The sequence below is a fragment of the Holdemania filiformis genome (assembly GCF_003459085.1).
GTDB lineage: Bacteria > Bacillota_I > Bacilli_A > Erysipelotrichales > Erysipelotrichaceae > Holdemania > Holdemania filiformis.
Window position 1 is genome coordinate 1 of record NZ_QRUP01000011.1, and the last position, 26,495, is coordinate 26,495.

Here is a 26,495-nt window from a genome sequence, read left to right on the forward strand (position 1 = left end):
TTAATATTACCAAAACACCCCTTTTCTGTCAACATCTTTTTTAATTTTTTTTACGTTTTTTTCACCTCGGTTTTCGGACATTCTTCATTCCCCTTTATCAAAGGCGTTTCTGCTGCTTTGTTCTTTTTTTCTCTTGCATTTTCCATCTTCCATGAGACGGTGCTTGCTTATTTTCTATTCATCAAATTTCTTCCGATCAGGTCTTTTTTTTGTTCAAGTCTCAATCCCAATGCCATGCCTTCCCCTCGATCAACAGAAAGAAAGGATATCCTTCAGCCCCCTGTTAACCGGAACTTTCAAGATATCCTCGACTCACTAGATCGCTGAATGCTTTTTACACAGTATGATTCTTAACTCCCGCTTCTGAAAAGCTTCACGTTAAGAAGGAAAGAAAAAACTTCTTTTTAATGATGGAACAGCCGCACACCGTTAAAGATCAGAACGATGCCGTAACGGTTGCAGGTGTCGATGACATGATCATCGCGGACTGAACCGCCGGCCTCCACGATGTAGGAGACGCCGCTCTTGCGGGCCCGTTCAATATTATCGCCGAATGGGAAGAAGGCGTCAGAAGCCAGGGAGACGCCGCTGACCTGTGCCAGCCAGGCTTTCTTTTCTTCCGCTGTCAGGACTTCCGGTTTTTCCGTAAAGACTTCCTGCCAGCTGCCCTCGCGCAGCAGATCCTCCCATTCATCGGAAATATAGACGTCGATCGCGTTATCGCGGTCTGCCCGGCGAATTTTCTCTTTAAATGGCAGGTTCAGCACTTTCGGATGCTGACGCAGATACCAGATATCCGCTTTGTTGCCTGCCATCCGCGTACAATGGATGCGGGACTGCTGCCCGGCGCCGATTCCGATCGCCTGACCGTCCTTCGCATAAACGACGGAATTGGACTGAGTATATTTTGCGGTGATCATCGCGATCAACAGATCCCGCTTCGCACCCTCCGGCAATTCCTTATTTTCAGACACGATATTCTGAAGCAGGCTTTCGTCAATCTTCACATCGTTGCGCTGCTGATGGAAGCGCACGCCGTAAACTTCCTTGCTTTCCATCGGTTTCGGCGTATAGTTCGGATCCATCTGCAGAACCAGATAGGTCCCCTTGCGTTTTGCGCGTAAAATTTCAAGTGCTTTTTCGCTGTAAGACGGAGCGATTACACCGTCAGAAACTTCCTTAGATAAGAACCGGGCCGTGGCTTCATCGCATTCTTCAGACAGCGCCGCAAAATCGCCGTAGGAAGACATGCGGTCAGCGCCGCGGGCGCGAATATACGCGCTGGCAATCGGCGTCAGTTCAATTCCTTCGCAGAAGTAGATCTTCTTCATCGTTTCATCCAAAGGCAGGCCGATCGCTGCACCCGCCGGGGATACGTGCTTAAATGAAGCCGCGGCGGCCATCCCGGTGGCCTCCTTTAATTCCTTGACAAGCTGCCAGGCATTCAGAGCGTCAAGCAGGTTAATATAACCCGCCCGGCCATTTAAAACTGTAAATGGCAGATCGCCCTCTTCAATTTCGACGCTGGCTGGTTTCTGGTTGGGATTGCATCCGTATTTCAGCTGATACTCTTTCATCTTTGTTCCTCCTTTTACGAAAAAAAGCCGCACTGCTGGTCCTTCATGGCCCAGACGGTCGGCTCTGCTTAGCATTAACTTCCCTGTGGTCAATTCCACTTCCGTCAGTCGGTTAACTGTCTAAAAATTATCACGCTTCCACGCTTGTGTCAAGCCTTCTTCCATGAAGTTTTCCTCCATTTCCGTATCGCTTCTCAGAATGTGGAATTTCTTATGAAAAGCCCGGGATTCAGGCTCCATTTCCACCGCCCTGGGGCATATCGAGAAAATCAAAGATGGAGCTGGTTACGACGGAACCGTATTGTTTCAAAAAGGTTTCACTGTCCATGCCGCGGCTGCGGCACAGCCAGTGATTGACCGTATAACAAAGGCTGTTGCCGAAATAGCCCGCCAGTTCTTCCTCGCTCATTGTTCCCAGCTTCTCCGGCCGGCCATACCGGCGGAACATCTCAGTGAACAGCTGCTGAACGTTTTCTTCAAACAAATCTTCAAAGCTGTTCTGACCGGTAATGCGGAAAGCGATCTGATAAAACTCCCGATTCTCTACGAAATTATCGAGCATCGCCTTAACCGCCTGAAGGAATTGCCTTTTCTCTATATAAGGAAGCGCAGTTTCTACGGTGTCCAGATAGATGATATAGCTTAAGGCGGCGTACTTATCCTCGAAATAGTTGTAAAACGTCGCGCGGATGACGCCGGTCTTATCGCAGATTTGCTTGATTGTAATCTTTTCAAAGCTTTTCTGCAGCATGAGTTCTTTCAGGCTTTCTGCCAGAAAGCGTTTCATCATCCCCCGTTTTTCCATACTTGTCCCCCCTAGCGCAGATGCGTCAGCACCTGGAACAGAACCTTAAGGCTGATCAAAAAGAGAATAACGCTGCCGGCTGTGAAAATCGTCCGGCGATAGGCCAGTCCCAGCCGATAGCCGATCTGTTGTCCCAATTCCACACAGGCCAGTGTGACCAGCGTTGAAATCAGGCAGACCTGGAAAGCGTCCGCTTGAAGCAGCGTCATACTGGTCCCCAACAGGAACACATCGACGCTGGTGATCAATCCCAAGATCAGCACTTTCTTGTAGTTAAAACTGTCGTCATGGCGTTCTTCAATCGCTTTCTGCCGAAACGCCTGGATCAGCAGGAAGCAGCCCAGCGCAAACAGGATCAGCGCGGCGATCACTTGATTGACATGCAGCACAAGCTGACTTTTGATCAGGGAACCCGCCAGCGACCCCAACACGATCATCAGCAGGCTGGAACCCGCAAAGATCAAACTGTTGATCAACGAACGGCGATGTTCCTGAGGATTCATCATCGCGCCCCGCGCCATCATCACCACGAAGCAGTCCAGCGACAAAGCCAGGCAGGTGACCAGTATTTCGATTGTATTCACCTGATTCTCCCTCCTCTATTGTTTACAGTCCAAGTATAGCTGAAGGTGATCTGGGAAGCGATAGACAATCGTCAAATTCTGTCAATTCTTCCTTATTCTGACAGTAGAGATCCGTATTTATAATTTGTGCGAAACCCTGGCGGACCGATCCTCGTTTTTATATAAGACTTCCGCCTCAGCGTTCCTCTGCGGATCATACAAAAAATCAGCGGAACTTGAGATCCGCTGATTCAAAGACCGGGTTATTCAATCATAATGGTTTTCTTGGTTTCCACAGCCGGCGCATCCTTCTTCGGCAGAACAATTTTTAATTCGCCGTTGTCATAATGCGCTTTGATATCCTCCGGCGTTACGGCTTTGCCGACATAGAAGCTTCTGGAGCAGGAACCTTGAACCCGTTCCTGACGGATAATGTTGCCCTGATCATCCTTTTCTTCTTTCCTGGTATCACGGACGGCGGAAACGGTCAGATAGCCGTCTTCCAAATCCATTTTAATGTCTTCCTTCTTGCAGCCCGGCAGCTCGATATCCAGCAAATAACTGCCGTCCTTCTCACGGATGTCGCAGCGCATCGCCGTAACTGCGTTGCGGTGCAGCAGCGGTTCATCAAACATGTCATCAAAGAAGTCGTCAAACATCATTCTCGGTAGTAATCTCATACATCACACCTCTTTCTGTTTTCAACTTATGCGATTCTGCCTGATCTGAACTCTGATCGCTCAGAGAAGTTATTCGATCGAAATGGTTTTCTTGGTCTGCAGCGCCTGCGGATCCTTCTTCGGAACGAAGACCTTCAGTTCGCCGTTTTCATAACGGGCTTTGATATCCTCGACATTCATTTCCTCACCGATAAAGTAGGTCCGGGTGCAGCTGCCGCTGAAGCGTTCCTGGCGAACGAGCTTGCCTTGTTCGCTGCGTTCTTCATTGGAAGCTGTGCGGGCGGCCGCAATCGTCAGATAACCGTCTTCCAGTTCCATTTTGATTTCTTCCTTTTTAAATCCAGGGAGTTCAATATCCAGAAGATAGCCATCTTCTTGTTCGCGAATATCGGTTTTCATGACAGCCGGGACGTTATTCTTTCTGAAAAATGGATCCTTAAGAACCTCGTCGGCCAAGTTGTCCATCCAGGTATTTGGTACAAATCTCATCTTGAATCGCCTCTTTCTATCTGTCTTATTCCTGGCTTCATTGGGTCTTTCCCAACTTGCAATTTTAGTATATCACATTTATTAGCACTGTCAAGATATAAGTGCTAATTTTTAATGTTTAATTTCACAAGTTCACAAAGTTCGCCGTTCATAAAGCATGGCGATGATCTTGTCAATTCTGCGGATGCGTTGTTCCTCCGCGCCTTGCTCAGCATAGCGAATGATTCGTTCCCGCTGCTCTGCGTCGAGCAGCTGAAAAAAATAATAGGCGCTGCGGTTGGCCAGAAGGGCTTCCTGCAAGGCCTGGGGGCATTGTGTTAAACTTTCGTTAGCCTCCGGTGCCAGCCAGATTTCAACGGAGGTGCCCTCAGCCATCGGCAAAGTACAGGCTTCGGCAGGCAGCTCCAGCGTCCAGCCGTGATCTTTTCTTTCCGCTTTCTGTTTGAATAACGTCGTTTTCAGCATAACGATTAACGCTCCCTCAGGCAGCTCCGCTTCCGCGCTGAATTCGAGATGCGGCTGCGGGGTATCCCGAATTATTCCTTCAATCTGCATCATGGTTTCCTCCTGGCCTCTAGTATGCCTCGGGGGATCCAATTTATTTTTGTTTTCCCGTCCTGCTGCCTGGAAAAAGAAATCAAAAGGAATAATTTTGATCGCTGACTCCCTTCTGGATTTTCCAGATGTTCAAAACGCCTCATTGTCCTTTTGCATTTCCCGGCTTGCTTCGAAAATTGACCTCTTTTTTGCGCCAAAACTTTGCGCGGCTAAAAGAAAATAAAAATACCGGCAACCTCTGTCAGAGCTGCCGACCGTTCTTTTGCCTTATAACAAATCATTTATTGGTCTTTAAGATTGGTTTCGTAAAAAACTTTCAGCGATTGGATCAGCGGATCCTTTTTTCCTTTGCGCTCCTGTCGCGTCAGCAAGGCCAGAAAGACAAGGCCGCCTAAGAAGCAGACGATCATATCCGTCATCGTATCGTAAACACCCTGGGTATAGTGATTGATCGCGTCGATATTCAGGAAAATCAGGCAGGCGAATTCAAAACATTCCCACAGGAAGGCGATCATCATGTTGATCCCCTGAATTGACAGGCATTTTAAAAGGTAATGCCGGAACGAGTCCTCGGTCCATTGTTGCTTCAGCCAGCAGTAGACTAAGGTGATCGCGGCGCAGATCAGAATCCCGGAGCTGAAATGCAGTACTTTATCAAAATAGGGAATCGCATAGCCGTTCAGGGTATTCCCGATAATCATCGCGATGGCGATAAACAGCTGTGTCCAGAACAACAGGCCCCAGGCGTCTTTTAATTTCAATCCTTTGACAACCAGCGGGCCGATCAGCTGCACGCCCAGCGCCATCGCCAGATAGCCCAGCTTGGCATAGAGCTGATGCTGCAGCTGAAAGACCGTACTGTAAATCATCAGCGCTGCGGAAGCGCCGTATAGAAATAAACATGCTTTTTTCATGATCAAACAGGACCTCCTCCTCCGGACTTACTTTGCCGGAAGTTTCCTTTTTTCAGCTTCTTTCCTAGTGAAATGCCGCTGATTTAGTTTTTCACGGATTCCGATTCTTCATCGGTTCCGGCCATCGTACTCTTAATATACCCCGGTTTCCTGCCGTTCCTGATCAAAACTTTTCTTGATGGTTTTTAGCGCGATCGGCACGAAGATCACAGCCACAAGCAGCTCAGCCGCCGGATAACAGAACCAGACGGCGCCCAGCCCGCCCAGCTGACCGAGCATCCAGGCCAGCGGGATAATGAACACCAGCTGCCGCAATAACGACATGACCAGGCTCATCATGCCTTTGCCCAGCGCCTGAAACATCGTCGTCATGATAATGCTGCAGGCCGCCGGCAAAAAGCACAGCGCGAGAACCCGCAGCGCGTAGCTGCCCAGCTGAAGCATCTGATCGGAGCCGTTGAACAGTTTCAGCAGCATCTCCGGCATGGTCCAGAACAGGACGGTACCGATCACCATGATCGCAAGTGCGACTCCGAAGGAGAGCGCCAGCGTGCGGGTAAAGCGTTTTTCATCCGCCGCACCGTAATTGTAGCCCAGGATCGGCATTGCGCCCTGGTTCAGGCCGAAAATTGGCATGAAGACAAACGACTGGAGCTTGAAATAGATGCCCAGCACCGCCACGGCGGTCGCAGAAAAGCTCATCAGAATCGCGTTCATCGCGGTCGTTGTCAGCGAGCCGATCGCGTTCATGACAAACGTCGGAATCCCCACGCGGTAGATATCTTTGGCCGCCTGCATTTGCGGGTGATGCCGCCACGGCGCGATGTCGACCTCATGCGTGCCGACTTTCAAGACGATCAAAACGAAGATCATCGCCAGAATCTGACCGATGACCGTCGCCACGGCCGCGCCGGCCACGCCCATTTTCGGAACGCCGAAATAGCCGAAGATAAAAATTGGATCGAGGATGATATTGGTAATGGCCCCGATCAGCTGAGAGATCATCGGCACAATCATGTTGCCGGTTGCCTGCAGCACACGGGAACAGGTCATTTCAATCATGACGCCGACCGAGAATACCATAACGATCATCAAATACTGCGAGCCCATCGTGAACACCGCGGCATCCTGTGTAAACAGGCCGACAAACGGTTTCGCCAGAAACAGGCCAACGAGCATGCACAGCGCCATGTTGATCAACGACAGCACGATCCCGGTGTTCGCCGCGATATTGGCTTCCTCCCGGCGTTTCTCGCCTAACCGGCGGGCGATCAGCGCATTGGTGCCGACGCCGACGCCCAGCGCCAGCGCGATGATCAGCATCTGCAGCGGGAAAGCGATTGAAACCGCAACCAGCGCATCCTCGCTCACCTGCGCCACGAAAATACTGTCGACCACGTTGTATAACGACTGCACCAGCATGGAAAAGATCGCCGGTACAGACATGCTGAAAAGCAGCTTGCCGACCGGCATGGTCCCCATTTTATCTGAATTGAATTTACTCATAAAACCCCTGCTTTCTTAAATCAATAGTCTTATTCTAGTTGAATTGGACTTATTCTACAAGTCCTATTTTAAAGGGATTCCGCGCGGGAATGGGTGATCGGTTTTTGCTTTTATAATATAGAACAGACTGTGCACGCTAAAATTCTGAAAGTCAGGAAGGATTGTTTGAGATTGGAAATCATGATAAGATGAAAAACAAGAGGTGATCGCATGCGGCTGAAAGAAGATTTTCATCACACGATCGTGATCGAACGGTCGGAATTTATCTGTTATGTACGCAAATGTCTGGATGAAGCGCAGGCCAAGGCGTTTATTCAGGAAATCCGCAGACTGCATCCGGAAGCGAATCATCATTGTTACGCTTATATCGCCGGGCAGCACAACGAGCTGCAGCGTTCCAACGACGCAGGAGAGCCCAGCGGCACCGCAGGCGTGCCGATGCTGGAATCCTTGAAGCTCAGCGGTCTGCAGGATTGCTGCGCCGTGACGGTGCGGTATTTCGGTGGAATCAAGCTGGGCGCGGGCGGATTGGTCCGGGCGTATTCCCGGTCGGTAAGCGAAACGCTGAAGCTGGCGCCGAAGGTGGAAACGATCCTGATGGATCGCTACACGCTGACCTTTTCCTACGACCTGATCGGCAAGCTGGATTATTTATTAAAGGATCAGGCGGATATTGTAACGAAGACATATGGCGAGCAGGTGGTTTATGAATTTTTAACGACTACTGAGTCCTTACCTGAAAAGATCCAGGAGCTGACCAGCGGACGTTATCTCTGCCGCTGGCTTGCGCGGGAGCTGGTGGAAAAGGATTGCAGCTGACGCTTCCGCAACTGGATACAGCGTTTGTGAAACATTATCGACCGTTTCTACGCAGGACGGCGGCACTTCGTTTTCCGTGTTCGCCGGTGCCGCAGACAGCGATTTTACCGCACTGCCTTCCGGTCTGAGCTGAAAAACGTCAACAGAAAATTTGTGGTCTTTACCCATCACGGGATGTTAATCCGGCTGACTAAAACTTATCTTTATCTATACGGGACATAGCTGCCTGGGTATCCATGGGACTCCCGCGAAGATATTGAAATCTATACGCATCCTGTCGTTGCTTCTGAAGATTCGGCTAATGAAGTAAAATTATTTATCCCGATTTGATGACAGCCAACGTTGTTGTAATGAAGAAACACACGTTTCCTCAGAATCGTCAGTTTGTTCAAAAACGGACGCTTTTCTAAGGCTTCCCGCCGCACAGGGGCAGTGTTATAATAAATTACAGATTTTCAGACGCTGCGTCTGAACGATGAGGAATAAAGAATGAATTTAAAGCTTCAGCCGTTTCTGCCCTCCGGCTTCGATCCCCGGGAGGGCAGACATTTATTGAAAGAAACGATCGACCTGGCCTGGCCGGCGACGGTGGAATCGATCTTCGTCGGGTTGGCGTCGCTGGTGGATACGATCATGGTCAGCACTCTGGGCACAACCGCGATTGCGGCGATCGGTTTGACCAACCAGCCGAAATTTATCGCGATCGCGTTTATCGCTTCCCTGAACGTCGGCATCACGGCGATCATTTCCCGCCGGATCGGCGCCAACCGGCTGGACGACGCCAATGCCTGTCTGCGGCAGTCGCTGTTGATGTCCGTGCTGATCTCGGCCCTGGTCTGCGGTTTATCATTCCTGTTTGCCCGGCCTTATATTCAATTTGCGGGCGCGCAGGCGGACACGATCGAGCTGGCGGTGCAGTATTTCCGGATTGTCATCATCGGCCAGTTCTTCGGCAATATCGGAATGACGATCAACGCTGCCCAGCGCTGCGCCGGCAACAGTAAGATCTCGATGCGCTGGCGGCTAACGGAATCAATGTGGTTTTCAATTATCTTTTGATCGGCGGGCATTTTGGTTATCCGCGATTAGAGGTTGAGGGCGCGGCGATTGCAACGGCGCTGGGCTGCTTCATCGCGTTTTTAATGAGCGTCCAGTCGTTGGTCAGTCCCAAAAGCAAGCTCCGGCTGACATTGAAAAAAAGCTGGCTGCCCAGCCGGGAGATCCTGGCGCCGGTCGGCGAGATTTCGTTCAGCGCGTTCGTGGAACAGCTGTGCATGCGGCTGGGTTTCTTCCTGTATGCCTTGATCGTCGCGGGCCTGGGCACCAAGATGTTCGCGACGCATCAGATCTGCATGAATATCTGCAACATCTGTTTCAGCTGCTACGACGGCTTTGCGGCCGCCGCCGCGGCCTTAGTCGGCCAGAATTTAGGCCGCAAACGCAGTGACCGGGCGGAATGCGTCACCGTGATCTGCAACCGGCTGGCGATGACGATGGCCATCCTCATGGTCGCCGGGCTTATCCTGTTCCGGGCGCCGTTGATTCAAATGTTTACCGCGGATCCGGAAATCATTCAGCTGGGATCGTGGATTATGATTTTGTTCGCGCTCAGCGTTCCGTCTTTGAGTGCGATGACGGTCTATGGCGGTGCGCTGCGCGGAGCGGGCGATACGCGCTTAATCGCGGTGTATGCCTTAATTTCGACGACGATCATCCGCCCCGCCCTGTCCTGGCTCTTATGTTATCCGGTGGGGTTAGGCGTGATCGGGCCATGGATCGGTTTGCTTGTCGACTTTGTGCTGCGGTTTTTGCTTTGCCGCCGGCGCTACCGGACAGGATTGTGGAAGCAACGGGTTTATTAGGCCAGATTTCATCAATCAATTTGATCGCTAATTGGAAATCTGATGAAAAAAGATCATTTCCATTTGTTGGAGATGATCTTTTTTACGTTTGTTAAAATTGGATGGTGAAATTATTTCAGGCTTTGAACATATTCCTGGACACCGTCGCCGGCCATTTTACCCCAGATATAGGTTCCGGTATTGCCGACACCGCCAATGGTTGTCCGGCCGAAGGCATTGGCCATCCCGATGATTTCACCTGCCGCATATAAGCCCGGGACCGGTTCGCGGTCAGCGTTCAACGCCTGTCCCTTCGTATTCACATCGATTCCGCCAGCGCAAATCATAATGTAAGGCGTCGTTCTGAACAGATAGATATCGCCTTCCAGCTTTGTAAATGTATCTCTGCCCAGCTCCACCATTTCGCCAGTAGATGACTTAACGCTTGTAATATTCGTCCGGCCGAAGTCTTCGTCTTTCCCCGCCTCTACGTAGCCGTTGTATTTTTCAACGGTCGCCGCAAACTTTTCTGCGTCGATCCCCGCTTTTTCAGCGGCCTCGGCAGCTGTAGCACCTTTGAATACCGATTCCTGATCAGCGACCAGTTTATCAAACTTCGCCCAATCTTCATCCGCGGACAACAATGACTGACCGCGTTCTTTCATCGCGTCGATCTGACTTTGAGAGACGGCGATGTATACATAATTATCTTTCTGCACTTTCCATTGATATGTAATCGCGTCATAGGTCGAGCCATCGCCCGGGCCGAATTCGTCGATAAACCGTTCGCCGTCGCCGTTGACAAAAATAAGATCACCGAATTCCTTAACCCGAATCGCGTACATCTGAGTTAAGCCGGTTTCTTTCGTTTTAATCCCCGCCGCATAGGTGGTGATGAAATCCATGTTCTTCAACTCCGCTCCGGCTTTTTCAGCCCAGAGATAACCGTCACCAGTCTGGAAAGTCGGCGCTGAGGAAGTATAGTTTTTCAAGCCGGCCCGCGCGACTAAATCTTCATTGAATCCATAACCGCCGGTAGCCAGAATTACCGCTTTTGACGCATAGTTCACATTCTTTCCGTTCAAATCAACAGTCACGCCGGAAACAACGTTTCCCTCCTGAATCAAGCCGGTTACGTTTGCATTCATAACAATCTGCAGCTGTCCGTTATCCTCAAATTCTTTCAATGCGTTAACAATCGCGTCCGTATAGGAAGCGCGGTTTCCGCCGGATAAGACGCGCATGACGTCATGCGGTTCGTACAGCGTTGGATTGGACAAAATCCGTTTGCCGAAATCAGCGCCGATCTCTTCCGCGAAATCCGTCACTTCCGGCATCATATCGCCAAAATAAATGGCCAAATCCCGATTAAACCAATAATCGGAAACGCCCGTGCGCTTAACATAACCGGCGTTTAAGCGATCGACATCCTTCATAAAGGCTTCTGTCGAGTCGTTAGTAATGCCCTGTTCAAGCTGCATCTTGGAACCCGTGGCGATCCATGTGCCGCCGCCGAAGGTACCACCTAATTTTCCCTGTTTTTCAAACAGAACGACCGATGATCCGCCCTTGCAAGCCCAGTAGGCAGCATTTAAGCCGGCGTTGCCGCCGCCGACAATGACGACATCCTTGCCTTCGGCCACCTCTACTTTTTCCATTTCACCCGCTGCCAGCGCCAGTGCGTTTTTAACGGCGCTGCGGATGCCTTCGGACGAGCCGGTCGCGCCGGATATCGCATCGGCATCCAACCCGTTGTCCACGATATTCTGCGGCATTTTCCCGATTCCATCCGGCAGACTTTCCGAATGTTCAAGAACGGTAACCGCCGCGATTTCGCCGCCCTTCACTTCGACGCTGACTTGGATATCCCCAGCATAACCGGAGCCGGTGCCTTCATAGGTGCCATCTTCGATGTTGGGATAGGTTGCGGACTGAGTCTCAGGCTTTGTTCCGCCGGCGCATCCGGAAACCGCCAGCAGGAGCGACAAACTTAGTAAAGCGATAAACTTTTTCATCTTCTTCCCTCCTATTTATTAATTTAATCACAATATAATATAATTTCTATGCAATAATCAGTTTAAAACATATAATATTCATAAGTAGGAGGCATTATGTTTACATCAAGCTATACTATTTATAAGATAACGCAAAGGGCAAATACTTATCTGAATCATTTTTACAACAACATCGAACCGCATTACAAAATTCTCTTTGTCACTTCCGGGGGCTGCAGCGTCGTTATTCATCATTGTCAATTCCAGGTTCAAGCCGGCGACTGCATCCTGATTCCGCCCTACGTTATCCACAGCGCCGTTTTTTCAAAAATTAATTCGATCGAGCTGGTTGAAGTTCAATTTAACTGCGTCAGCACTACCGATGAATTGCTTTTGAACAGCCGGATCCAGGATCATTATTGTTTCAAAATCAAAGAATTCGAGACATTCCTTTTTTTCATCCGCAACGCTTGCGCTCACCCTTCTCTTACGGCAAACAGCGAAGCTCTCTGCGACGTAACCTATTTGATCGACAAGGCTCTTTTTCAGCTGTTCAGCCCGGATCGCATTGATCTCTCCAAAATTAAGCTGAAAGACGAAAGTCCATATAAGCTCATTGAAGAAATGTATCAGTTGTTAAACGCTGATCTTCAGAATAACAACAATATTTCTTCGATCTGCAGCCACCTTCATGTCTCCAACAGCTATCTGTATCAATGTACCACGAAAGTTCTGCAGCAGAGTCCAAAGGACTTACTAATTCAGTATAGAATCAACAAAGCTTATAAGCTTTTGGAGAATAAAAGCCTGACCCTTGAAAAGATCGCCAGTTTGCTTTATTACAAAAATGCGTTTTATTTTTCAAAGCAATTTAAGGAGAAGACCGGCAGTTCGCCGTCGAAATTCCGCACGACCTATTATAATCATTTCAAGTGATCAAGAATCAAAGTTCTTGGTATACAGAAAAACGAACCCGGGCGCCGGAAGCGGAATCATCCGCAATCCTGCATCCAGGGTTCGTTTATGCTTCAGAACAGTTTATTCAAACTCTACTTTGGCGACGCGCACAATCCAGTGGCTGCCATACGGGAAGCCGACCGCGCGGTAGCTGCAGACGTCCTCCGTCTGGCTGAACAACAATTCCTCGCCGTTGTCGATCCAGCGGATCGATTTCACCTTGCGGTGCAGATTGGACAGTGAATGATCCTCATCGGTGCTTTCATACGCCGCGACGACGTCCTTCGGTCCCAGCAGCGGAAGATCGTGGACATACACATACGCCGCTCCGTCTTTTTCCAGCACGAAGTCTTTTTCATGGCTGCAGCGGATATCGCACACCTTGCCGTCATACAGCGAATCCTTCGCCATCGCCGTCCATTGACCGATGACCTCCAATAAGGCTTCCGTCATCTTCGTAACGCCGCCCTGACCGGTCAGACCGATGTTCAGCAGGTAGTTGGCCCCGACCTTACGGGCATGGCACAGCCGTTCGATCATCTGACGCGGACTCTTGTAGTCCAGATCATGCGCCGCGATGCCCCAATGCCGGTTCATCGTCTGGCACATTTCCGCCGTGATGTACTTCGCTTTGCCTTCGCGGTCCATCGGCGTCGCCTGGCCCTGTTCAAACGTAACGGAATCCAGTTCCGGATGACCGGCTTCGCCCTGGCGGGACAGACCGGTGTTGTTGATAATCATCGCGTCCGGCTGCAGCCGGCGGATCATGCCGTAAAATTCATCCAGCTTCCAGTCCGCATCGCGCTTGGACCAGTTGCCGTCAAACCACAGTCCGCCGATTTTACCATAATGCGTACACAGAATCTCCACCGACTTGGACAGGTATTCCAGATAGGCGTCGAAATCGTTATCAAAATCCGGATGAACCCAGTCCAGGGTCGTGTGATACAGGATCGGCAGGATATCTTCCTCGCGGCAGGCCTCGACAAATTCTTTGACCAGATCGCGGTCGCATGGCGTATGCATGACGTCGTAATCCGTCAGACCGCGGGTATCATACAATGAAAATCCGTCGTGATGCCGCGTCGTCAGCGTGACGTATTTCATGCCCGCCTGTTTGGCCAGCGCGACGATTTTCTTCGCGTCGAAATCCTCCGCCGTGAAGTTGTTGAACAGCTCGTTGTACTTTTCCTGGGAAATATGATGCAGGTTCATCGTCCATTCCCCTTGCGCTAACTGGGAATACAGCCCCCAGTGGATAAACATACCGAAGCCGCGCTTTTCGAAGTCGGCGATGTATTTTGCCGGTACAGGAATACTCATAATAACAGCCCTCTTTCTTTCTCTCTGCTTTTATTGTATCAAAATTTCAAGGTCAAAACGACTGGAATTTCGCGATCAATCAAAAGTCAGGCTGCACTTTTCGTCTTCCGGTCTACCTGATCGCCTGAAAATCCGCCGCTGACCGGCTTTGGGACAAACGAAAAGGACGGTGAATATTCCGTCCCTTCGTTTTACAACTTAGGTTAAATGAAGCTCAGCAGCGCGCTGATCACACCGACGCCGACCATGACTTTGATCGGACTTGGTTCCCATTTGCGCAGAATGAAGAACGCCACCGCAAAGAAGATCAGATTCTGCGGATCCAAAAATTCCAGACCGAAGCCCGCCGCGCCTTCCTTGAAGAACGCCAGCTTGCAGATCGACAGCCCCGCCGAAGCGATCAGGGCGATGACGACCGGCCGCAGACCGGACAGGATGCCCTTCATCAACGACAGGTTTTTATATTTTGTATAAACGTAAGCCAAGGATAAGACGATGATGCAGGAAGGGGCCACACAGCCGATCGTTGCGATGATCGCACCCGGCAGACCCGCGATATGCGTGCCGACGAACGTCGCGGAGTTGATCGCGATCGGTCCCGGCGTCATTTCCGCAATCGTGATGATATCCGCAAACTGCGTCATTGACAGCCACTGGTGAATTTCAACGACCTGACTCTGGATCAGCGGCATCGCCGCGTAACCGCCGCCGATGCTGAACAGGCCGATCTGGAAAAAGCTCAGAAACAGCTGGACTAAGATATTCATTTCTGTTCCTCCCCTTCTTTCGCTTTCTTCTCCCGCGCCATGTAGTCTACCGTGCCAATTGCGCCGCAGACGACGATGATGATCAGGATATTGACCTTAAAGTAAACGCTGGCGATGAACGCCGCGACCAACAGGAAATACTTGACGACATTCTTTTCCTTTACCAATCCCTTTAACATATTCCAGACGACGTCCAGAATAACGGCCGCGACCGCCGCCTGCATGCCGCGCATCACAGCGCTGACAATCGGCGAACTGCGGAACGCTGCGTAGAAATAGGAAATAATCGTTAAGATAATTAACGGCGGCAGCACGGTCGCCACGATGTTGACCAACGCGCCCGGCACCCCTAACAGCCGGTAGCCGATAATGATCGATCCGTTGACCGCGATCGCGCCCGGGGAACTCTGGGCAATCGCCACCATGTCCAGCATTTCTTCCTCGTCGATCCAGTGCAGCTCGTCGACAAACTTCTTTTTCATCAACGGGACAATAACGAACCCGCCGCCGAACGTAAACATGCTTAACGTAAATGTCGAAGCGAACATTTTCGTGTACATCTGTAATTTTGAAGGCTTTTTCTTCTCTTCCATTTGTGTCATCTCTTCTTCCTCCTGCTTTATTATAAGACTTGTGTTCTCATAAAGACAATAATATAATTTTATAAATAACATATCATTTTTGATATGAACTCTTTTTCAGAAAGGAGCGTTGCTTATGACCCTGCGTCATCTGCGGATTTTTGTGGAAGTCTGCCGCACCGGAAGCATCACCAAAGCTGCGGAAAGCTTGCATTTAAGTCAGCCGGCGGTCTCGCTGGCGATCCGGCAGCTGGAGGATTATTATGGGATTTTACTGTTTGATCGGATCTCGAAGAAGTTGTACCTGACGGAATCGGGCAATAAAATGCTGAGCTATGCGAGCCACATCATCGAATCGTTCGACGATATGGAAACGCAGCTGAAAAACTGGGACAGTGCGGGGACGCTGCGGATCGGTTCCAGCATCTCAACCGGGACGCAGATGCTGCCGCAGTTAGTCCGGCGCTTCAACCTGCGGTTTCCCCAGATCCGCACTCAGGTTCTGATTGACAATTCGCGGATTATCGAAGACAAAGTGCTGACGAACCAGCTCGACCTGGCGTTGGTGGAAAGCTTGTCCTATTCGCCGGATATCATCTGCGTACCGTTTTACACCGACCGGCTGATCGTCATCACTGCCCCAAAGCATCCGCTGACCCAGAATCCGGAGTGCACGGTCAAAGCGCTCGCTGATTATCCGGTCTTGCTACGGGAGCCGGGCAGCGGCACCCGGGAGGTCGTCGACGCCCTGCTGGTCACCGCCGAAGTTCAGATCACGCCGTTGTGGGAAAGCACGAGCACCCGTTCGATCATCAATGCCGTCAAGGAGAACATTGGAATCTCGATTTTGCCGTATGAGCTGGTCAAAAACGAAATTCAAAGCGGCGCGATCGCCGGACTGCCGCTGGCCTCCCCGCTGCCCAACCGCACCTGCAGCATCATTCATCACCGCAACAAATACCTGACGCCCTCCGCTCAAGCGTTTATCGAGGTCTGTCAGGAATACTCCAATCTTTCCACCGAATAATTCCAGACGGAAGAGGAACGGCGGAGTTCAACGGAATAAAGCAAAAAGAATCGCTTCCTTTGTTTGCTTCCGCAAAGACCCTGACCGGGAAACATTCTCAACCGAATCGAAAATAGAACGATAAAAAAGAATTCCGGCTCATTCTGTTTCGCCTAGACAAAGAAAGGAATTCTTTTTGTTTAACTCCTGATCTCTGCGTAATATTCACTCAGAAAAGGCACCGGAAACGTCATGTGAACGTCCGATGCCCTCTTCCTTGCGTCTGAAAATCCGGCTTAGCGGTTGATTTCCAGCAGCTTCTGATTGAGTTCTTTTTCGATCTTACGCAGTTCAGCTTCAGCTTCAATCCGTTTCTGACGGCCTTCCTTCTGAATCTGAGCGACTTCGTCCAGCGTCGAAATCAGCGCTTCGTTGGTATGCTGCAGCGTTTCGATATCGACGATGCCGCGTTCGGATTCCTTGGCGGTTTCGATCGTCGCCATTTTCAGCGTATCGGCGTTCTTCTTCAACAGCTGGTTGGTCATCTCGTTGACCTCACGCTGAGCTTCCATCGCCTGCTTGGAATGATTCAGGCCCAGTGCCAGTACCATCTGACTTTTCCACAGCGGAATCGTGTTGACCAGCGTCGACTGGATCTTTTCCGTCATCAGTGTATCGTTATTCTGAACCAGACGGATCTGCGGCGCCATCTGCAGGGCGACCGTGCGCGTCAGCTCCAGATCGTGAATCTTCTTTTCAAACCGATCACAGGCGTTGGCCAGATCGTTCGCCTTCTGCGCGTCTTCCGGCAAGCCGCTCTTCTGAGCGGCGGCGATCATCTGTGGCAGATCCTTGCTGCGAACTTCCTGCAGCTTTTTCTTGCCCGCTAAAATATACATCGTCAGTTCCTTGAAATGAACCATGTTCTTTTCATAAAGCTGATCCAAAAGGGCGATATCACGCATCAGCGTGATCTGATGATCTTCCAGTGCCTTGGATATTTTATTGACGTTCAGCTCCGCCTTGTCGTACCGGGCCTTCATCTTTTCCATCTTGTTCGTCGTCTTTTTGAACATCCCGAACAAGCCTTTTTCTTCTTCTTCATCTGCGGAGAAGCCTTTCAGCTCGCCGACCAGATCCGCCATCATTTCGCCGACCTCGCCTAAATCCTTCGTTCTGACATTCTGCAGAGCGGAATCGGAGAAGTCCGCAATTTTCTTCTGGGCTTCCGCGCCGTATTGCAGCACTGTCGTGGACGAGGTGACGTCAATCTGCTTGGAAAAGTCGTCGACCATTTTCTGTTCTTCCGGGCTTAACTGCACTTCCTGCTGCTGATCCGCGGTCTTTAACTGCGGAGCTGGCTCCGCAATCGGTTCTTCTTCGGTCATCTGGGGATTCAGCGTCAGCGTAATTTTCTCTTCAGCCATGATTATTCCTCTTTTCTATCAATTCTGATACGTTTACCTCTTTAATCTTAGACGGTCGCTTTCCGCTTGTCAAGAAACTCCCGAAGGTCGGAAGCGATCAATTTTGTTCGTTTGTGAAACTTCTTTGTTTTCTTCGCGATCGTGGCTGAAAATTCCGGCATTTCCGGGATCGCGATCCTCACTGCTTTCCCCTTTTCGATCAATCTCTCAACAAAAAAGCTGCCGCAAAGGACAGCTTGATTTTTAAGCTTAAAGCCGGCATATCATTGTATATTACCGACGTATTGGAAGCGAATGATCAGGAAAGCTCGAGATCAAAATCTTCCCGAAGCAACAGATCCATTCGTGCCTGCGGGTCATTGAGAATCCGGCGGGACTGGTTCAGAATTGCTTTTTCCACAGTGTTGCGCGCTAAACGGCCGTTGCCGCTGCGAGCTGCGGAATTCATCTGAACGGCGTTGAAATAAATCGTCAGATCATTCAGACAGCGCTCGTCGATCACATAGTCTTTGCCCTGAGCCAGCGAAACGGCGATCTGCGTCAGTTCGCTGCCGGTATAGTCGGCAAAATTCAGAATATTCGGGAAGCGGGATTTCAAGCCGGAATTGGCGTTGAGGAATTCTTCCATCTCACGGCTGTAACCCGCGAGAATGACGATCAGATCATCGCGGTGATCTTCCATGCCCTTAACCAGCGTATCGACGGCTTCCAATCCAAAGCTGTCGTCCTTGCCGCGGACTAACGAATAGGCTTCGTCGATAAACAGCACGCCGCCCAGCGCGGATTCGATGATCTGCTGAGTCAGGGGCGCGGTGTGACCGACATAGCGGCCGACCAGATCGCTGCGGCTGACCTCGATCAGCTGTCCCTGCGATAACAAGCCGAGCGCCTTAAACAGCCGGGCCACCAGCCGGGCCATCGTCGTCTTGCCCGTGCCCGGATTGCCGGTAAAAATCATGTGGCGGGACAGCGGAGCGGCTTTTAACCCTTGTTTCTGCCGCAGCTGCGTCACTTTGTAATGTTCTTCCATCGACTGCAGCGTGTCCTTGACTTCCTGCAGACCGACGATTGCGTCCATTTCCTTTCGGATCGCGTCGAGATCGTCTTTTTCCAGCCGGATCAGATCCGACATCGCCAACCGCTGGCCGTTCACCTCAAAAACCCATTCCCGTCCGGCTTCCGCACGAACCTCCAGAACCGGCTCCGGCTGCTTCAGACACAGCTCGTTGATCGCCGCGTTCAGCTGACGCACATCCTTTTCCAAAGCCAAAGCTCCAGTGGAGGTTTCCAGAACCGCCAACCGTTTCTGAGCCGCATCGTCGTCCAGTGTCAGCGTCACGTTCAGCTGTTTCTTTGTGTTCTGCACGCTGTCGTTTAACAGCCGCTGGTAAATCGTCAGCAGCACCTCCGGACTTAACGGCTGCGCTGCCGGCTGATCAAGAATTTGTTCCACCATCGAATTCGGGAAATTCTGCATCAGCGTCTTGCGTGAAGTCGTCAAAAAGACGATATATTTGTTCGTCAGCTTCAAAGTGGATACGGTTTGCGTCACTAACGAGCTGCCGGCTTCCACCAGTTGTTTTCCTTTATTTAAAACGTAGCGCTTGTTCAGCGTCACTTCTTCATTCTGGCACAGCTTCATCAGCTGATTGAGAAACGGCGGGTACAATGCCTCCGCCTGTTCGATGACGATGACTTCCGCCGGTGCGCAGGATGCCGCGTAAATATCCTGAATGAAAACCTTTTCCTGCTCGCTGCCGGCATAATGCGAGCCGTTGATCGTCACGACGTCCGCGCTGGCCAGCCAGTGTTTTTCAGCCAGAATGTGGATCATCGTGGACAACGCCAGATGCCGGCCGCTGCCCGCCGGACCGCTGATCACAAACACATTGCGCAGCCGATCCTCTGACTGGCCGCTGGCCAACGGGCGGAAAAAGGCACGCGACAAATCGGCCAGAAAGGATTTCTGGCCTAAAACGACGGTTCCGGTCTGGGCCGCGGCTTCCTGCATTCCGTTCAGCACAGCCTGCAAATCCTGAGCCTGACGCTTTTGTTGATTCTCAACATCGACCGAAATCCCGAAATCTTTTTGAACCTCAGCCTGCAGCTTCGCGAAATCCTGATCGGTAAACCCCAGATCGCGGGATTGATCGCGCAGGGCCTCCGATTGTTTTTGTAAATCCTCACTTTGCCGGCGCAGAATCGCATTGAGCTGATCGACGGCGTTTTCCGTCGTATTCAGCGTATCCTCCGCTTTTTTTTGATTTTCCTGTGCCTGATCCAGCCCGCTCTGCATCTCATCTTGACTTTTCCGGACTTGTTCAAGGTAGTCTTCCGCCGACACGGTGTTTAGCCGGTGACCGCGGAACATCGAATTGATCAGCTGATCCAGATCTTTTTTTTCATTATCCTTCGCCATGGGCTGCCCTCTAGTAGACTTTCAACGCGGCCGCAAGCCGGTCGCTGATCTCTTCCATCATCAGATCACGGGATTGTTTCAACGCGCGGGCAACGAGCTTCAGGCCGTCGTAATAGCCCTCGTCGTATTTATTGCTGCGCTGACGCGTATTCTGTTGGTAATATTTGCGGATTTCCTCGTCGACGATCTTTTCATACATCATCATATCGTTCTGATTGATGGCCATGCGGCGCAGATAACGCTGGACTGCATCCTGGTGCCCGTCGCGGTAATAGCCGCGCTGACGGGGAGGATACACGATGTTTTCCAGCATCTCCCGCACGTACTCATAACGGGTGCGGTAGCGGCCGTGACGGCGATGCACGGCGGCGGTCACCGGACGTTTGCGGGTCCGGCTGTTGCCGCTGAGGCCTTCCTGAATCTCGCCGCTGATCAGATCGCTCATCGTATCATAGCCCTGTTTGCGGGCTTCTTCGTTGATCGTTTCGCGCACCATCTGTCCAAAATCGGCAAGGTTGGTATTCATGAAATCTTTATCATTGAAATGTTTATCGAATAAATCGTCTAAATAATCGGTATTTTTGCGTTTCTGACTCATGGATTCACCTACTTTCTGACGCTCGACAGCGTGCCTTCCTGAACCAGTCCGTCTTTTTTCAGCAGTGCTTCCAGCGTGGTCATATCGGCTGATAAACTCATCAGATCATCTTCCGCCATCGTTGCGCTGATCGTTTTCATCGCTTCGTTAATCAGGATAATCGTCTTGTTCAGGCGATCCTCAGCCTCCTGGAAATCTTCATGGTTGGCCGCAGACTGACCGATATTCTTGTAATTCTCCAGAATGTCCAAGAGGATCGGCAGATAGTATTGGTAAAGCTTGTCGAGCTTGTCTTTATTTTCCGGGAATTTTTCCTCGGCGATCGCCAGGTGTTTCAACAGCGCACAGGTCTGATACAGACCGTTGGTGATCGATTCGTTGGCGATCTCGGTATTCAGAGCGTTGATTTTTTCAATGTAAGCTTCAGCCCGGTCGAGTTCCGGCTGTTCCGGCTCCGGCTGCGGGGCGGCTGGTTCTTCTTTCGGGGCCGCTTCCGGTTCCGGGGTGGCTGCGGTCCGCGGTTTTTCTTCCGGCTGCGGCTGCTTGGCAAATTCCACCAGTAAGCGCAGGACTTCGTTATACAACCGCGGGTAACGCTCACCGAACTCGTCGAGCGTGCCGATGCAGTCGTCGTCTTTCAACAGGATTAAATTGCGCAGTCCGGTATATTCCGCTTTTTCCGGCCGCAGACTGATTTCTTCCAGCAGCGGCAGCTTTTCATGCGTGCGGAAATAACGGCCCAGCGCTTCGTTCACCAGATCGCTCTGCCGGCCTGACAGACGCGTGCGGCTTTGTCCGGAAGAAGAACGCCGGCGCACGGTTTCCCGTCCTTCGTTATTCTTCGTCACCGACTTATAAATTATAAAAAAGATAATCAACGGAAAAAGCAGGCCGCTGAACATCCCGCCGAATCCAAAGATGATCATAAAAAACAACACCGGAAATATCCAGGAATTTCTCATTTTGTTCCCCCTTGCCCAAGTTCTGGAGCTTTAGTCTGATTTTATAAACTCGCGTTTATTATACCATGATTTAAAACGCATGCGCGGGAAATCTTTCATGCTTACGCCGCTTCAGTCCATGCTTAAGACAAAGATTGGAAAAGCGGCCTGAAACAGGCCGCCCGCAAATCTCAATCGCATGTAAAATAAGGCTTAAATCCATAAACATCCTCCTAATGGAGGTTGTCATCGATTCCTTCCTGAAGTTATTTCTATAACGTCGCCAGCCAGTCGCCGATCTCCCGGATCAGCTGTTCTCCGGCGCCCTTTTCAAACGGGCTGCTCATCGCTTCGTAGAATTGCTGATCAAAGGCGTTTTCATCCGCCATATACAGAGAATACCCGTTCGTGTAGCCGATAAATTCCGCGTTCCAACGAGTCTTCACCGGATTGCTCAGCTTGCTGAAAAGCTCGACCGGCACGGTGATCAAATTAACAGAGGGCAGCCGGATGCAGGAAACAGACAGCGGGATTTCACGCAGACCGGAAGCGTTGCGGCAGGACAGTAAATTATTCTCCGCGCCTTCTTTCAGTGATTCCAACAAGCGCAGCGCCTGCGCGTCAGCTCCTTCCCGGCGCGCCTGTTCTACCTGAGCACTCAAGGTTCTGACCTTTTCTTCCGCAACCTCAACCGGATCGAGGACCTTAGCCTTTACTCTGAAGGTGTTCTGATGAACGCTGAGCGTCAGACTCTCGCCCGGGGACAACGGTTCCGGCTGATTCAGCAGCGTTTTCAATTGATCAGCCGCCATCCGCGCCAGGCGTTCCATTTCCGCGAAGCTGGATTCCCGGCGGGTGAACCGCGTGCTCATATCGCCGCAGCTGCCGTTGACGAAAGCAACCAGTTCCGCATCCTCAAAACAAATTTCCAAAGCGCCAGGGAAATCCGCACTCAACATCAGATTTTCGCCGTTGAGTACCGTCGGATGGCATGCCATCCGCGTCCACAGACAGCGTTTTTGATCCTGCGTGATTAATTCCAGAAGAAAAGCATCCTGATCGCTCGGCAGTTTCGGGTCATGCCGGTCCGTCCCTAATCCGCTGACAGTCCCGCGCAGAATCCGCCATTCAAACGGCTGCTTCCGCGTCCGCAGCCGTTGAACCCCATCCGCGATGCGCCGGGCAGTTTCCGTCACATAACAGGCGTTATAATCGCCAAAGACGGGATCTAATCCCTTCAAAATGCCCTGATCGCAGCGCACAGTGCCGCAGGGGCCGGAATGGGTGTGCGTCGTGGAAAGAATCAGATTCGGGGTATGAATCCCGGTTAACTCCGCGATCTGTTGATAAAGCATAGCGTCCGCCGCGCACCAGTCGATTTGGATCCACAACGTTTCCTGTTCCCCGCTGAACAAAAGCAAACGGGCATAAAGTGGATCATGGGCGGTCTGCGCCCAGCGAACCTTGCCGAAGCCGGAAAGCCGGACGGGAAGCGCCGGGGTGACGTCGATTTTTTCAAAGCTGACCTGCATTGTCATACATGAGTTTCCTCCCTTTTCCTTAGTCTATCATGGAGGTCTGCTTGTGTCGAATAAATTATTCACACATTATATGGTATTATAGAATTTATTATTTTTCCTTGATTAATCTTTCCCTGTATTGTTGTTTTTAGGTCTTTCCAATCCAACGCTCATTCCTATTGCGATCATCGCAAAAATTCTGCTCAACAAAAAAACAGCCATGGATTAATTTTCCATGACCGTCAATTTGATTTTCAGATTAAATGCTTCTCCACAGCTCGCTGTACGAGATGAACGGAATTTCATCGGCGTTGATCTTCGCCTGATTCCGCTGCTTTTTGATGTTGCCTTCATGTACGTTCTGAAGCATATCTTTATTGACCATATACTGAACATAAACGACCTTTTTCAGTAAGAACCAGCGGACGACCAGTGAATAGATCATCGCTTCCTTATCTTCCGCTTCCCGCAGTTCTGTTTCTGCGTTTTCCTTTACCGCTTCGGCTTCGTCCAGCGCGTCCTTCTTCAGCTGTTCATAGTTGGAGAAACGATTGCGGTCCGCTTCCCGCTGCAAAGCGCCGGCCTTGACGCTGAACAGCTTGCGGAACGTTGCCAGCACGCCGTCGACACTCTCGGCAGTGACGGCCACCAGTTCATTCTTGCAGTCGGCTAAGAAGCTGTAAGGTTCAGTCAGCGTGTAATAGAGACCCTTGGCATACAGATAGCTGCGGTCGCTGTGCTGAACTAAAATCAGAGCGCGTTCTGCATCATCCTGCTTGCCGTAAATGATCACCGGGCAGATCACCGGATGTCCCTGCAGCTTAAACGCGTCCTTATACCGGATGATCTGATTGGAAATGACCTGCCGGTTAATATCGGCGCGCAGATTAACGCAGATTTTCAGATCATGATTCTCTTCAAACAGTGCGTGCAGGATATCCTTCATCGGCTGATCTTCGGAAGAATCAATCACTTCCAGATAATCTTCCAGGTAGCCGTTGAAGTCGCACAGCTCCCCCTCTTTTCTGACATCTTTAATTTCTTCTAAGATTTGATAAATTGCCATTTTGCTTGGTCCCCCTGTTTCAGTTTCTTCTATATCTGTTTTATCACAATCGGCCGATAAAAAAAAGTAAAATTTGTCCCTAAGCTGTAAAAACTGGCAAAAACATGATGTTTAGCTACTTGACATTGCAAGGTAGTAGGTTTAGCATAGTAATCAGAAGGAAGGATCGCCATGAACGCACAATTTAAAAAAGGCGTGCTTGACCTGGTTGTCATGGTCGTCGTCAGCCAGCACGATATCTACGGCTACGAGCTGGTCAAGCGGGTCTGCCAGGTCGTTGAGGTCAATGAAGGCACGATATATCCGCTGCTCAAACGCATGACCAATGAGAAATACTTTGAAACCTACCTGGTCGAATCGACGGAAGGACCGCCGCGCAAATATTACCGCATCACCGCGCTGGGACTGGCGACGATGAATGAGCTGAAAACCGAATGGCTGGCATTCTCCAAGCAATTAAATCTTTTCCTGGAAGGGGGAAATCACGATGACGAAAAAAGAATTTCTTGAAAAATTAGAACATAAGCTGCATCTGCTCAAACGCGATGAAATCCAGGATATCCTGGACGAATATTCAGGCTATATCGACAATAAGCTGCAGGAAGGCAAAACCGAGGATGAAGCGGTCGCCGACTTCGGCAATCTCGATGATCTGGCGCGGGAAATCCTGAGCGCTTATAAAATCGACGCCAAGTATACCCGGGATTCAAGCCGAGATATTATTGATAACGTTGTCAATGTCATGACTCAGGGCATCGATTCAGCCGTCAGTTATTTTACGCAGCATTTCAATGATCTCAGCATGGAAGCTGTGATCCGGCTGATCGCCTTGATTTTGATCGCCCTGGTCGTCGTCGGCTTGATGAAAATTCCGTTTTCCCTGTTGGAAACAATCCTCGTCAGTCTGTTGCGCGCCATCCTGCCGGGATTTTTAGCGGCCACGCTGAACTTCTTCGTTCGCCTGGCAATCAACCTGATTTATCTCTGCCTGGTCGTCCTGGTGCTGGCGAGTTTTATTTCCCAGGGATTAGAAAACAAAGAGATTACACTCCGGGATTTGTTTAAAAAGCCGCTCGTGTTCGACTTCGGCAGGCGTCATGACGATGCCTGCTCACCCCAACGCCACAGCGCACAGACCGTAAATTCTGACGCTGAGGCAAAAGAAAAGGTCGAACGACAAAAAGAGGCGGAGGCTTTCGATCAGGCAGAAGCAGCGGAAGCGACGGTGGATCAGACCTTCACGGAAATAACTGAATCGTTGGAAGAGGAGGATCTGGAAGAACGGATCCTGGAAGATCCGATCGATCCGCTGATTCAGCCGCGCACGCATTACCCTTATTATAATAATGAGGAAAAAACAAAGAAAAAACATGGCTGGGGGGTTGGCAAGGCGGCGGCCTGGCTGATGATCGGGATTGTGCAGCTGATCACGCTGATGATTCTGATTCCATTTGGGCTTGGTGAATTTGTCTTCTGTTTCGGCTTCGGCTTGCTTGTCTTCCTGTTGTTTCAGGGAGCAAAGCTGTGGGGACTGACGTTGGTCTGCCTGGGACTGATCGGTATTTTCCAGGCAATCGTTTCGGGGTTGTGGCGGATCGTAAGACCGGCGACGAAGAAACGGCCGTACCTGATCGCCTTGATCGCCAGCGTGATCATCACCGGCATCGGTGTTCCGCTGATGATGATCGAATTTTCCAGCTATGAGGAAGTCCCGGTCCGTCAGGATTTTCCGGAGCTGTTCCAGCCGCAGACAATTCATTTAATGCAGACGGACGAGTTGGACCGCGTCTATTTGTCCTTCTACTTTGACGAAGTGGTGTTCCGCGAGAATCCGAAACTGGGTTACGGCAGCCTGGAGCTGATCCTGCCGCCGGGGAACTATGAGCAGCGCTACAATGATCTGCCGGATCCGCCGGACTATGAATATTCCAAAACGGTAAATATCGTCTCCACGCAGGAAGGCGCAGGCGAATTCCGCACCGGCCTCGAAATTTTCCTGCGCGGCCTGCGGGAAGGAAAATGGTATCAGGATGATCAAGACTACGGCATGGGTCATGTGTTAATTGTCGAAGCCTCCCAGCCGACGCTGAGCCAATTAACGATGGATGAGAATCAGACCGTTTTGCATATTAATCCCTGACAGA

27 protein-coding genes and 1 riboswitch are annotated in these 26,495 nt (G+C 50.7%); of the genes, 8 read left to right on the forward strand and 19 right to left on the reverse strand.

Features of this window, described 5'->3' with window-relative positions:
• Positions 1 to 327, forward strand: a 327-nt coding sequence (locus tag DWY25_RS17870) for a hypothetical protein (protein ID WP_220412935.1), incomplete at its 5' end; no start/stop codon positions are given.
• 77 nt (positions 328 to 404) lie between these two features.
• Here the strand turns inward: DWY25_RS17870 and DWY25_RS09710 are convergent.
• The 8 genes from DWY25_RS09710 to DWY25_RS09745 all read right to left on the reverse strand — a co-directional run bounded on the left by DWY25_RS09710 (position 405) and on the right by DWY25_RS09745 (position 7,092).
• Positions 405 to 1,577, reverse strand: coding sequence for a phosphoribosylaminoimidazolecarboxamide formyltransferase (locus DWY25_RS09710; RefSeq protein ID WP_117895067.1), 1,173 nt, complete (start codon positions 1,575 to 1,577; stop codon positions 405 to 407).
• A 41-nt stretch (positions 1,578 to 1,618) separates the two neighbouring features.
• A riboswitch (ZMP/ZTP riboswitch) is annotated at positions 1,619 to 1,699 on the reverse strand.
• 107 nt (positions 1,700 to 1,806) lie between these two features.
• Positions 1,807 to 2,382, reverse strand: coding sequence for a TetR/AcrR family transcriptional regulator C-terminal domain-containing protein (locus DWY25_RS09715; protein ID WP_006057789.1), 576 nt, complete (start codon positions 2,380 to 2,382; stop codon positions 1,807 to 1,809).
• 11 nt (positions 2,383 to 2,393) lie between these two features.
• A complete protein-coding gene (locus DWY25_RS09720) occupies positions 2,394 to 2,966 on the reverse strand; it encodes a manganese efflux pump MntP (protein ID WP_039863769.1) in 573 nt (190 codons plus the stop codon).
• Between the two features lie 242 nt (positions 2,967 to 3,208).
• On the reverse strand, positions 3,209 to 3,625 hold the full coding sequence (locus tag DWY25_RS09725; RefSeq protein ID WP_117895068.1) for an Hsp20/alpha crystallin family protein: 417 nt from the start codon (positions 3,623 to 3,625) through the stop codon (positions 3,209 to 3,211).
• 69 nt (positions 3,626 to 3,694) lie between these two features.
• Positions 3,695 to 4,114, reverse strand: coding sequence for an Hsp20/alpha crystallin family protein (locus DWY25_RS09730; RefSeq protein WP_039863771.1), 420 nt, complete (start codon positions 4,112 to 4,114; stop codon positions 3,695 to 3,697).
• A gap of 132 nt (positions 4,115 to 4,246) precedes the next feature.
• Positions 4,247 to 4,672, reverse strand: a complete 426-nt coding sequence (locus DWY25_RS09735; RefSeq protein WP_117895069.1) for a YdeI/OmpD-associated family protein — start codon at positions 4,670 to 4,672, stop codon at positions 4,247 to 4,249.
• A 281-nt stretch (positions 4,673 to 4,953) separates the two neighbouring features.
• Positions 4,954 to 5,586 carry a DUF2238 domain-containing protein gene (locus DWY25_RS09740; protein WP_006057796.1) on the reverse strand — a complete coding sequence of 211 codons (633 nt, stop codon included), beginning with the start codon at positions 5,584 to 5,586 and terminating at the stop codon, positions 4,954 to 4,956.
• A 132-nt stretch (positions 5,587 to 5,718) separates the two neighbouring features.
• Positions 5,719 to 7,092 carry an MATE family efflux transporter gene (locus DWY25_RS09745; RefSeq protein WP_117895070.1) on the reverse strand — a complete coding sequence of 458 codons (1,374 nt, stop codon included), beginning with the start codon at positions 7,090 to 7,092 and terminating at the stop codon, positions 5,719 to 5,721.
• A 210-nt stretch (positions 7,093 to 7,302) separates the two neighbouring features.
• Between DWY25_RS09745 and DWY25_RS09750 the strand changes: the two genes are divergently transcribed.
• The 3 genes from DWY25_RS09750 to DWY25_RS09760 all read left to right on the forward strand — a co-directional run bounded on the left by DWY25_RS09750 (position 7,303) and on the right by DWY25_RS09760 (position 9,773).
• The gene (locus tag DWY25_RS09750) at positions 7,303 to 7,911 is read left to right on the forward strand and encodes a YigZ family protein (protein ID WP_117895071.1); all 609 of its coding nucleotides are present in this window, start codon (positions 7,303 to 7,305) and stop codon (positions 7,909 to 7,911) included.
• A gap of 489 nt (positions 7,912 to 8,400) precedes the next feature.
• Entirely contained in the window at positions 8,401 to 8,970 is a 570-nt protein-coding gene (locus DWY25_RS09755; protein WP_117895072.1) for an MATE family efflux transporter, read from the forward strand.
• Positions 8,949 to 9,773 carry an MATE family efflux transporter gene (locus DWY25_RS09760; RefSeq protein WP_181981778.1) on the forward strand — a complete coding sequence of 275 codons (825 nt, stop codon included), beginning with the start codon at positions 8,949 to 8,951 and terminating at the stop codon, positions 9,771 to 9,773. Before DWY25_RS09755 ends, DWY25_RS09760 begins: the two co-directional genes overlap by 22 nt.
• 110 nt (positions 9,774 to 9,883) lie before the next feature.
• Here the strand turns inward: DWY25_RS09760 and DWY25_RS09765 are convergent, their stop codons facing one another.
• A complete protein-coding gene (locus DWY25_RS09765) occupies positions 9,884 to 11,767 on the reverse strand; it encodes an FAD-dependent oxidoreductase (protein WP_117895074.1) in 1,884 nt (627 codons plus the stop codon).
• 96 nt (positions 11,768 to 11,863) lie between these two features.
• Here DWY25_RS09765 and DWY25_RS09770 point away from each other — a divergent pair, with 96 nt between their 5' ends.
• Entirely contained in the window at positions 11,864 to 12,682 is an 819-nt protein-coding gene (locus DWY25_RS09770; RefSeq protein ID WP_117895075.1) for a helix-turn-helix domain-containing protein, read from the forward strand.
• 102 nt (positions 12,683 to 12,784) lie between these two features.
• Here DWY25_RS09770 and DWY25_RS09775 read toward each other — a convergent pair whose 3' ends face one another.
• From DWY25_RS09775 to DWY25_RS09785, 3 genes are all read right to left on the reverse strand, one after another.
• Positions 12,785 to 14,026, reverse strand: a complete 1,242-nt coding sequence (locus tag DWY25_RS09775; protein ID WP_117895076.1) for an alpha-L-fucosidase — start codon at positions 14,024 to 14,026, stop codon at positions 12,785 to 12,787.
• A gap of 203 nt (positions 14,027 to 14,229) precedes the next feature.
• Positions 14,230 to 14,793, reverse strand: coding sequence for a chromate transporter (locus tag DWY25_RS09780; RefSeq protein WP_117895077.1), 564 nt, complete (start codon positions 14,791 to 14,793; stop codon positions 14,230 to 14,232).
• On the reverse strand, positions 14,790 to 15,395 hold the full coding sequence (locus DWY25_RS09785; protein ID WP_244264299.1) for a chromate transporter: 606 nt from the start codon (positions 15,393 to 15,395) through the stop codon (positions 14,790 to 14,792). The genes DWY25_RS09780 and DWY25_RS09785 overlap by 4 nt, the downstream gene beginning before the upstream one ends.
• 115 nt (positions 15,396 to 15,510) lie before the next feature.
• Here DWY25_RS09785 and DWY25_RS09790 point away from each other — a divergent pair, with 115 nt between their 5' ends.
• Entirely contained in the window at positions 15,511 to 16,401 is an 891-nt protein-coding gene (locus DWY25_RS09790) for a LysR family transcriptional regulator (protein ID WP_117895078.1), read from the forward strand.
• 275 nt (positions 16,402 to 16,676) lie between these two features.
• Here DWY25_RS09790 and DWY25_RS09795 read toward each other — a convergent pair whose 3' ends face one another.
• The 7 genes from DWY25_RS09795 to DWY25_RS09820 form a co-directional block, all read right to left on the reverse strand.
• Positions 16,677 to 17,807: a toxic anion resistance protein gene (locus DWY25_RS09795; RefSeq protein WP_006057809.1), complete on the reverse strand. Its 1,131-nt coding sequence runs from the start codon at positions 17,805 to 17,807 to the stop codon at positions 16,677 to 16,679.
• Positions 17,808 to 17,854: 47 nt separating this feature from the next.
• Positions 17,855 to 17,989 (reverse strand): hypothetical protein, encoded by a 135-nt coding sequence (locus DWY25_RS18035; RefSeq protein WP_261795724.1) that lies wholly within the window; start codon positions 17,987 to 17,989, stop codon positions 17,855 to 17,857.
• 116 nt (positions 17,990 to 18,105) lie between these two features.
• Complete coding sequence (locus DWY25_RS09800) at positions 18,106 to 20,226, reverse strand: AAA family ATPase (RefSeq protein WP_117895079.1); 2,121 nt, start codon at positions 20,224 to 20,226, stop codon at positions 18,106 to 18,108.
• A 10-nt stretch (positions 20,227 to 20,236) separates the two neighbouring features.
• A complete protein-coding gene (locus DWY25_RS09805) occupies positions 20,237 to 20,824 on the reverse strand; it encodes a hypothetical protein (RefSeq protein WP_006058036.1) in 588 nt (195 codons plus the stop codon).
• Positions 20,825 to 20,832: 8 nt separating this feature from the next.
• Positions 20,833 to 21,786, reverse strand: coding sequence for a hypothetical protein (locus DWY25_RS09810; protein WP_117895080.1), 954 nt, complete (start codon positions 21,784 to 21,786; stop codon positions 20,833 to 20,835).
• 251 nt (positions 21,787 to 22,037) lie between these two features.
• Positions 22,038 to 23,303 (reverse strand): hypothetical protein, encoded by a 1,266-nt coding sequence (locus DWY25_RS09815; RefSeq protein ID WP_117895081.1) that lies wholly within the window; start codon positions 23,301 to 23,303, stop codon positions 22,038 to 22,040.
• Between the two features lie 241 nt (positions 23,304 to 23,544).
• Positions 23,545 to 24,351, reverse strand: a complete 807-nt coding sequence (locus tag DWY25_RS09820; RefSeq protein ID WP_006058041.1) for a hypothetical protein — start codon at positions 24,349 to 24,351, stop codon at positions 23,545 to 23,547.
• Positions 24,352 to 24,522: 171 nt separating this feature from the next.
• On the opposite strand from DWY25_RS09820, the gene DWY25_RS09825 reads away from it, so the two are divergent.
• Entirely contained in the window at positions 24,523 to 24,861 is a 339-nt protein-coding gene (locus DWY25_RS09825) for a PadR family transcriptional regulator (RefSeq protein ID WP_117895082.1), read from the forward strand.
• Positions 24,839 to 26,491 (forward strand): DUF1700 domain-containing protein, encoded by a 1,653-nt coding sequence (locus DWY25_RS09830; protein WP_117895083.1) that lies wholly within the window; start codon positions 24,839 to 24,841, stop codon positions 26,489 to 26,491. The genes DWY25_RS09825 and DWY25_RS09830 overlap by 23 nt, the downstream gene beginning before the upstream one ends.
• The last annotated feature ends 4 nt before the right edge of the window (positions 26,492 to 26,495 follow it).

Coding starts and splice junctions, on each gene's coding strand:
- DWY25_RS09820 (WP_006058041.1), bottom strand. CDS start 24,351: ATGGCAATTTATCAAATCTTAGAAGAAATTAAAGATGTCAGAAAAGAG.
- DWY25_RS09735 (WP_117895069.1), bottom strand. CDS start 4,672: ATGATGCAGATTGAAGGAATAATTCGGGATACCCCGCAGCCGCATCTC.
- DWY25_RS09830 (WP_117895083.1), top strand. CDS start 24,839: ATGACGAAAAAAGAATTTCTTGAAAAATTAGAACATAAGCTGCATCTG.
- DWY25_RS09755 (WP_117895072.1), top strand. CDS start 8,401: ATGAATTTAAAGCTTCAGCCGTTTCTGCCCTCCGGCTTCGATCCCCGG.
- DWY25_RS09810 (WP_117895080.1), bottom strand. CDS start 21,786: ATGAGAAATTCCTGGATATTTCCGGTGTTGTTTTTTATGATCATCTTT.
- DWY25_RS09770 (WP_117895075.1), top strand. CDS start 11,864: ATGTTTACATCAAGCTATACTATTTATAAGATAACGCAAAGGGCAAAT.
- DWY25_RS09775 (WP_117895076.1), bottom strand. CDS start 14,026: ATGAGTATTCCTGTACCGGCAAAATACATCGCCGACTTCGAAAAGCGC.
- DWY25_RS09750 (WP_117895071.1), top strand. CDS start 7,303: ATGCGGCTGAAAGAAGATTTTCATCACACGATCGTGATCGAACGGTCG.
- DWY25_RS09730 (WP_039863771.1), bottom strand. CDS start 4,114: ATGAGATTTGTACCAAATACCTGGATGGACAACTTGGCCGACGAGGTT.
- DWY25_RS09740 (WP_006057796.1), bottom strand. CDS start 5,586: ATGAAAAAAGCATGTTTATTTCTATACGGCGCTTCCGCAGCGCTGATG.
- DWY25_RS09790 (WP_117895078.1), top strand. CDS start 15,511: ATGACCCTGCGTCATCTGCGGATTTTTGTGGAAGTCTGCCGCACCGGA.
- DWY25_RS09725 (WP_117895068.1), bottom strand. CDS start 3,625: ATGAGATTACTACCGAGAATGATGTTTGACGACTTCTTTGATGACATG.
- DWY25_RS09745 (WP_117895070.1), bottom strand. CDS start 7,092: ATGAGTAAATTCAATTCAGATAAAATGGGGACCATGCCGGTCGGCAAG.
- DWY25_RS09765 (WP_117895074.1), bottom strand. CDS start 11,767: ATGAAAAAGTTTATCGCTTTACTAAGTTTGTCGCTCCTGCTGGCGGTT.
- DWY25_RS09825 (WP_117895082.1), top strand. CDS start 24,523: ATGAACGCACAATTTAAAAAAGGCGTGCTTGACCTGGTTGTCATGGTC.
- DWY25_RS09785 (WP_244264299.1), bottom strand. CDS start 15,395: ATGACACAAATGGAAGAGAAGAAAAAGCCTTCAAAATTACAGATGTAC.
- DWY25_RS09715 (WP_006057789.1), bottom strand. CDS start 2,382: ATGGAAAAACGGGGGATGATGAAACGCTTTCTGGCAGAAAGCCTGAAA.
- DWY25_RS09795 (WP_006057809.1), bottom strand. CDS start 17,807: ATGGCTGAAGAGAAAATTACGCTGACGCTGAATCCCCAGATGACCGAA.
- DWY25_RS09780 (WP_117895077.1), bottom strand. CDS start 14,793: ATGAATATCTTAGTCCAGCTGTTTCTGAGCTTTTTCCAGATCGGCCTG.
- DWY25_RS09710 (WP_117895067.1), bottom strand. CDS start 1,577: ATGAAAGAGTATCAGCTGAAATACGGATGCAATCCCAACCAGAAACCA.
- DWY25_RS09805 (WP_006058036.1), bottom strand. CDS start 20,824: ATGAGTCAGAAACGCAAAAATACCGATTATTTAGACGATTTATTCGAT.
- DWY25_RS09815 (WP_117895081.1), bottom strand. CDS start 23,303: ATGACAATGCAGGTCAGCTTTGAAAAAATCGACGTCACCCCGGCGCTT.
- DWY25_RS09800 (WP_117895079.1), bottom strand. CDS start 20,226: ATGGCGAAGGATAATGAAAAAAAAGATCTGGATCAGCTGATCAATTCG.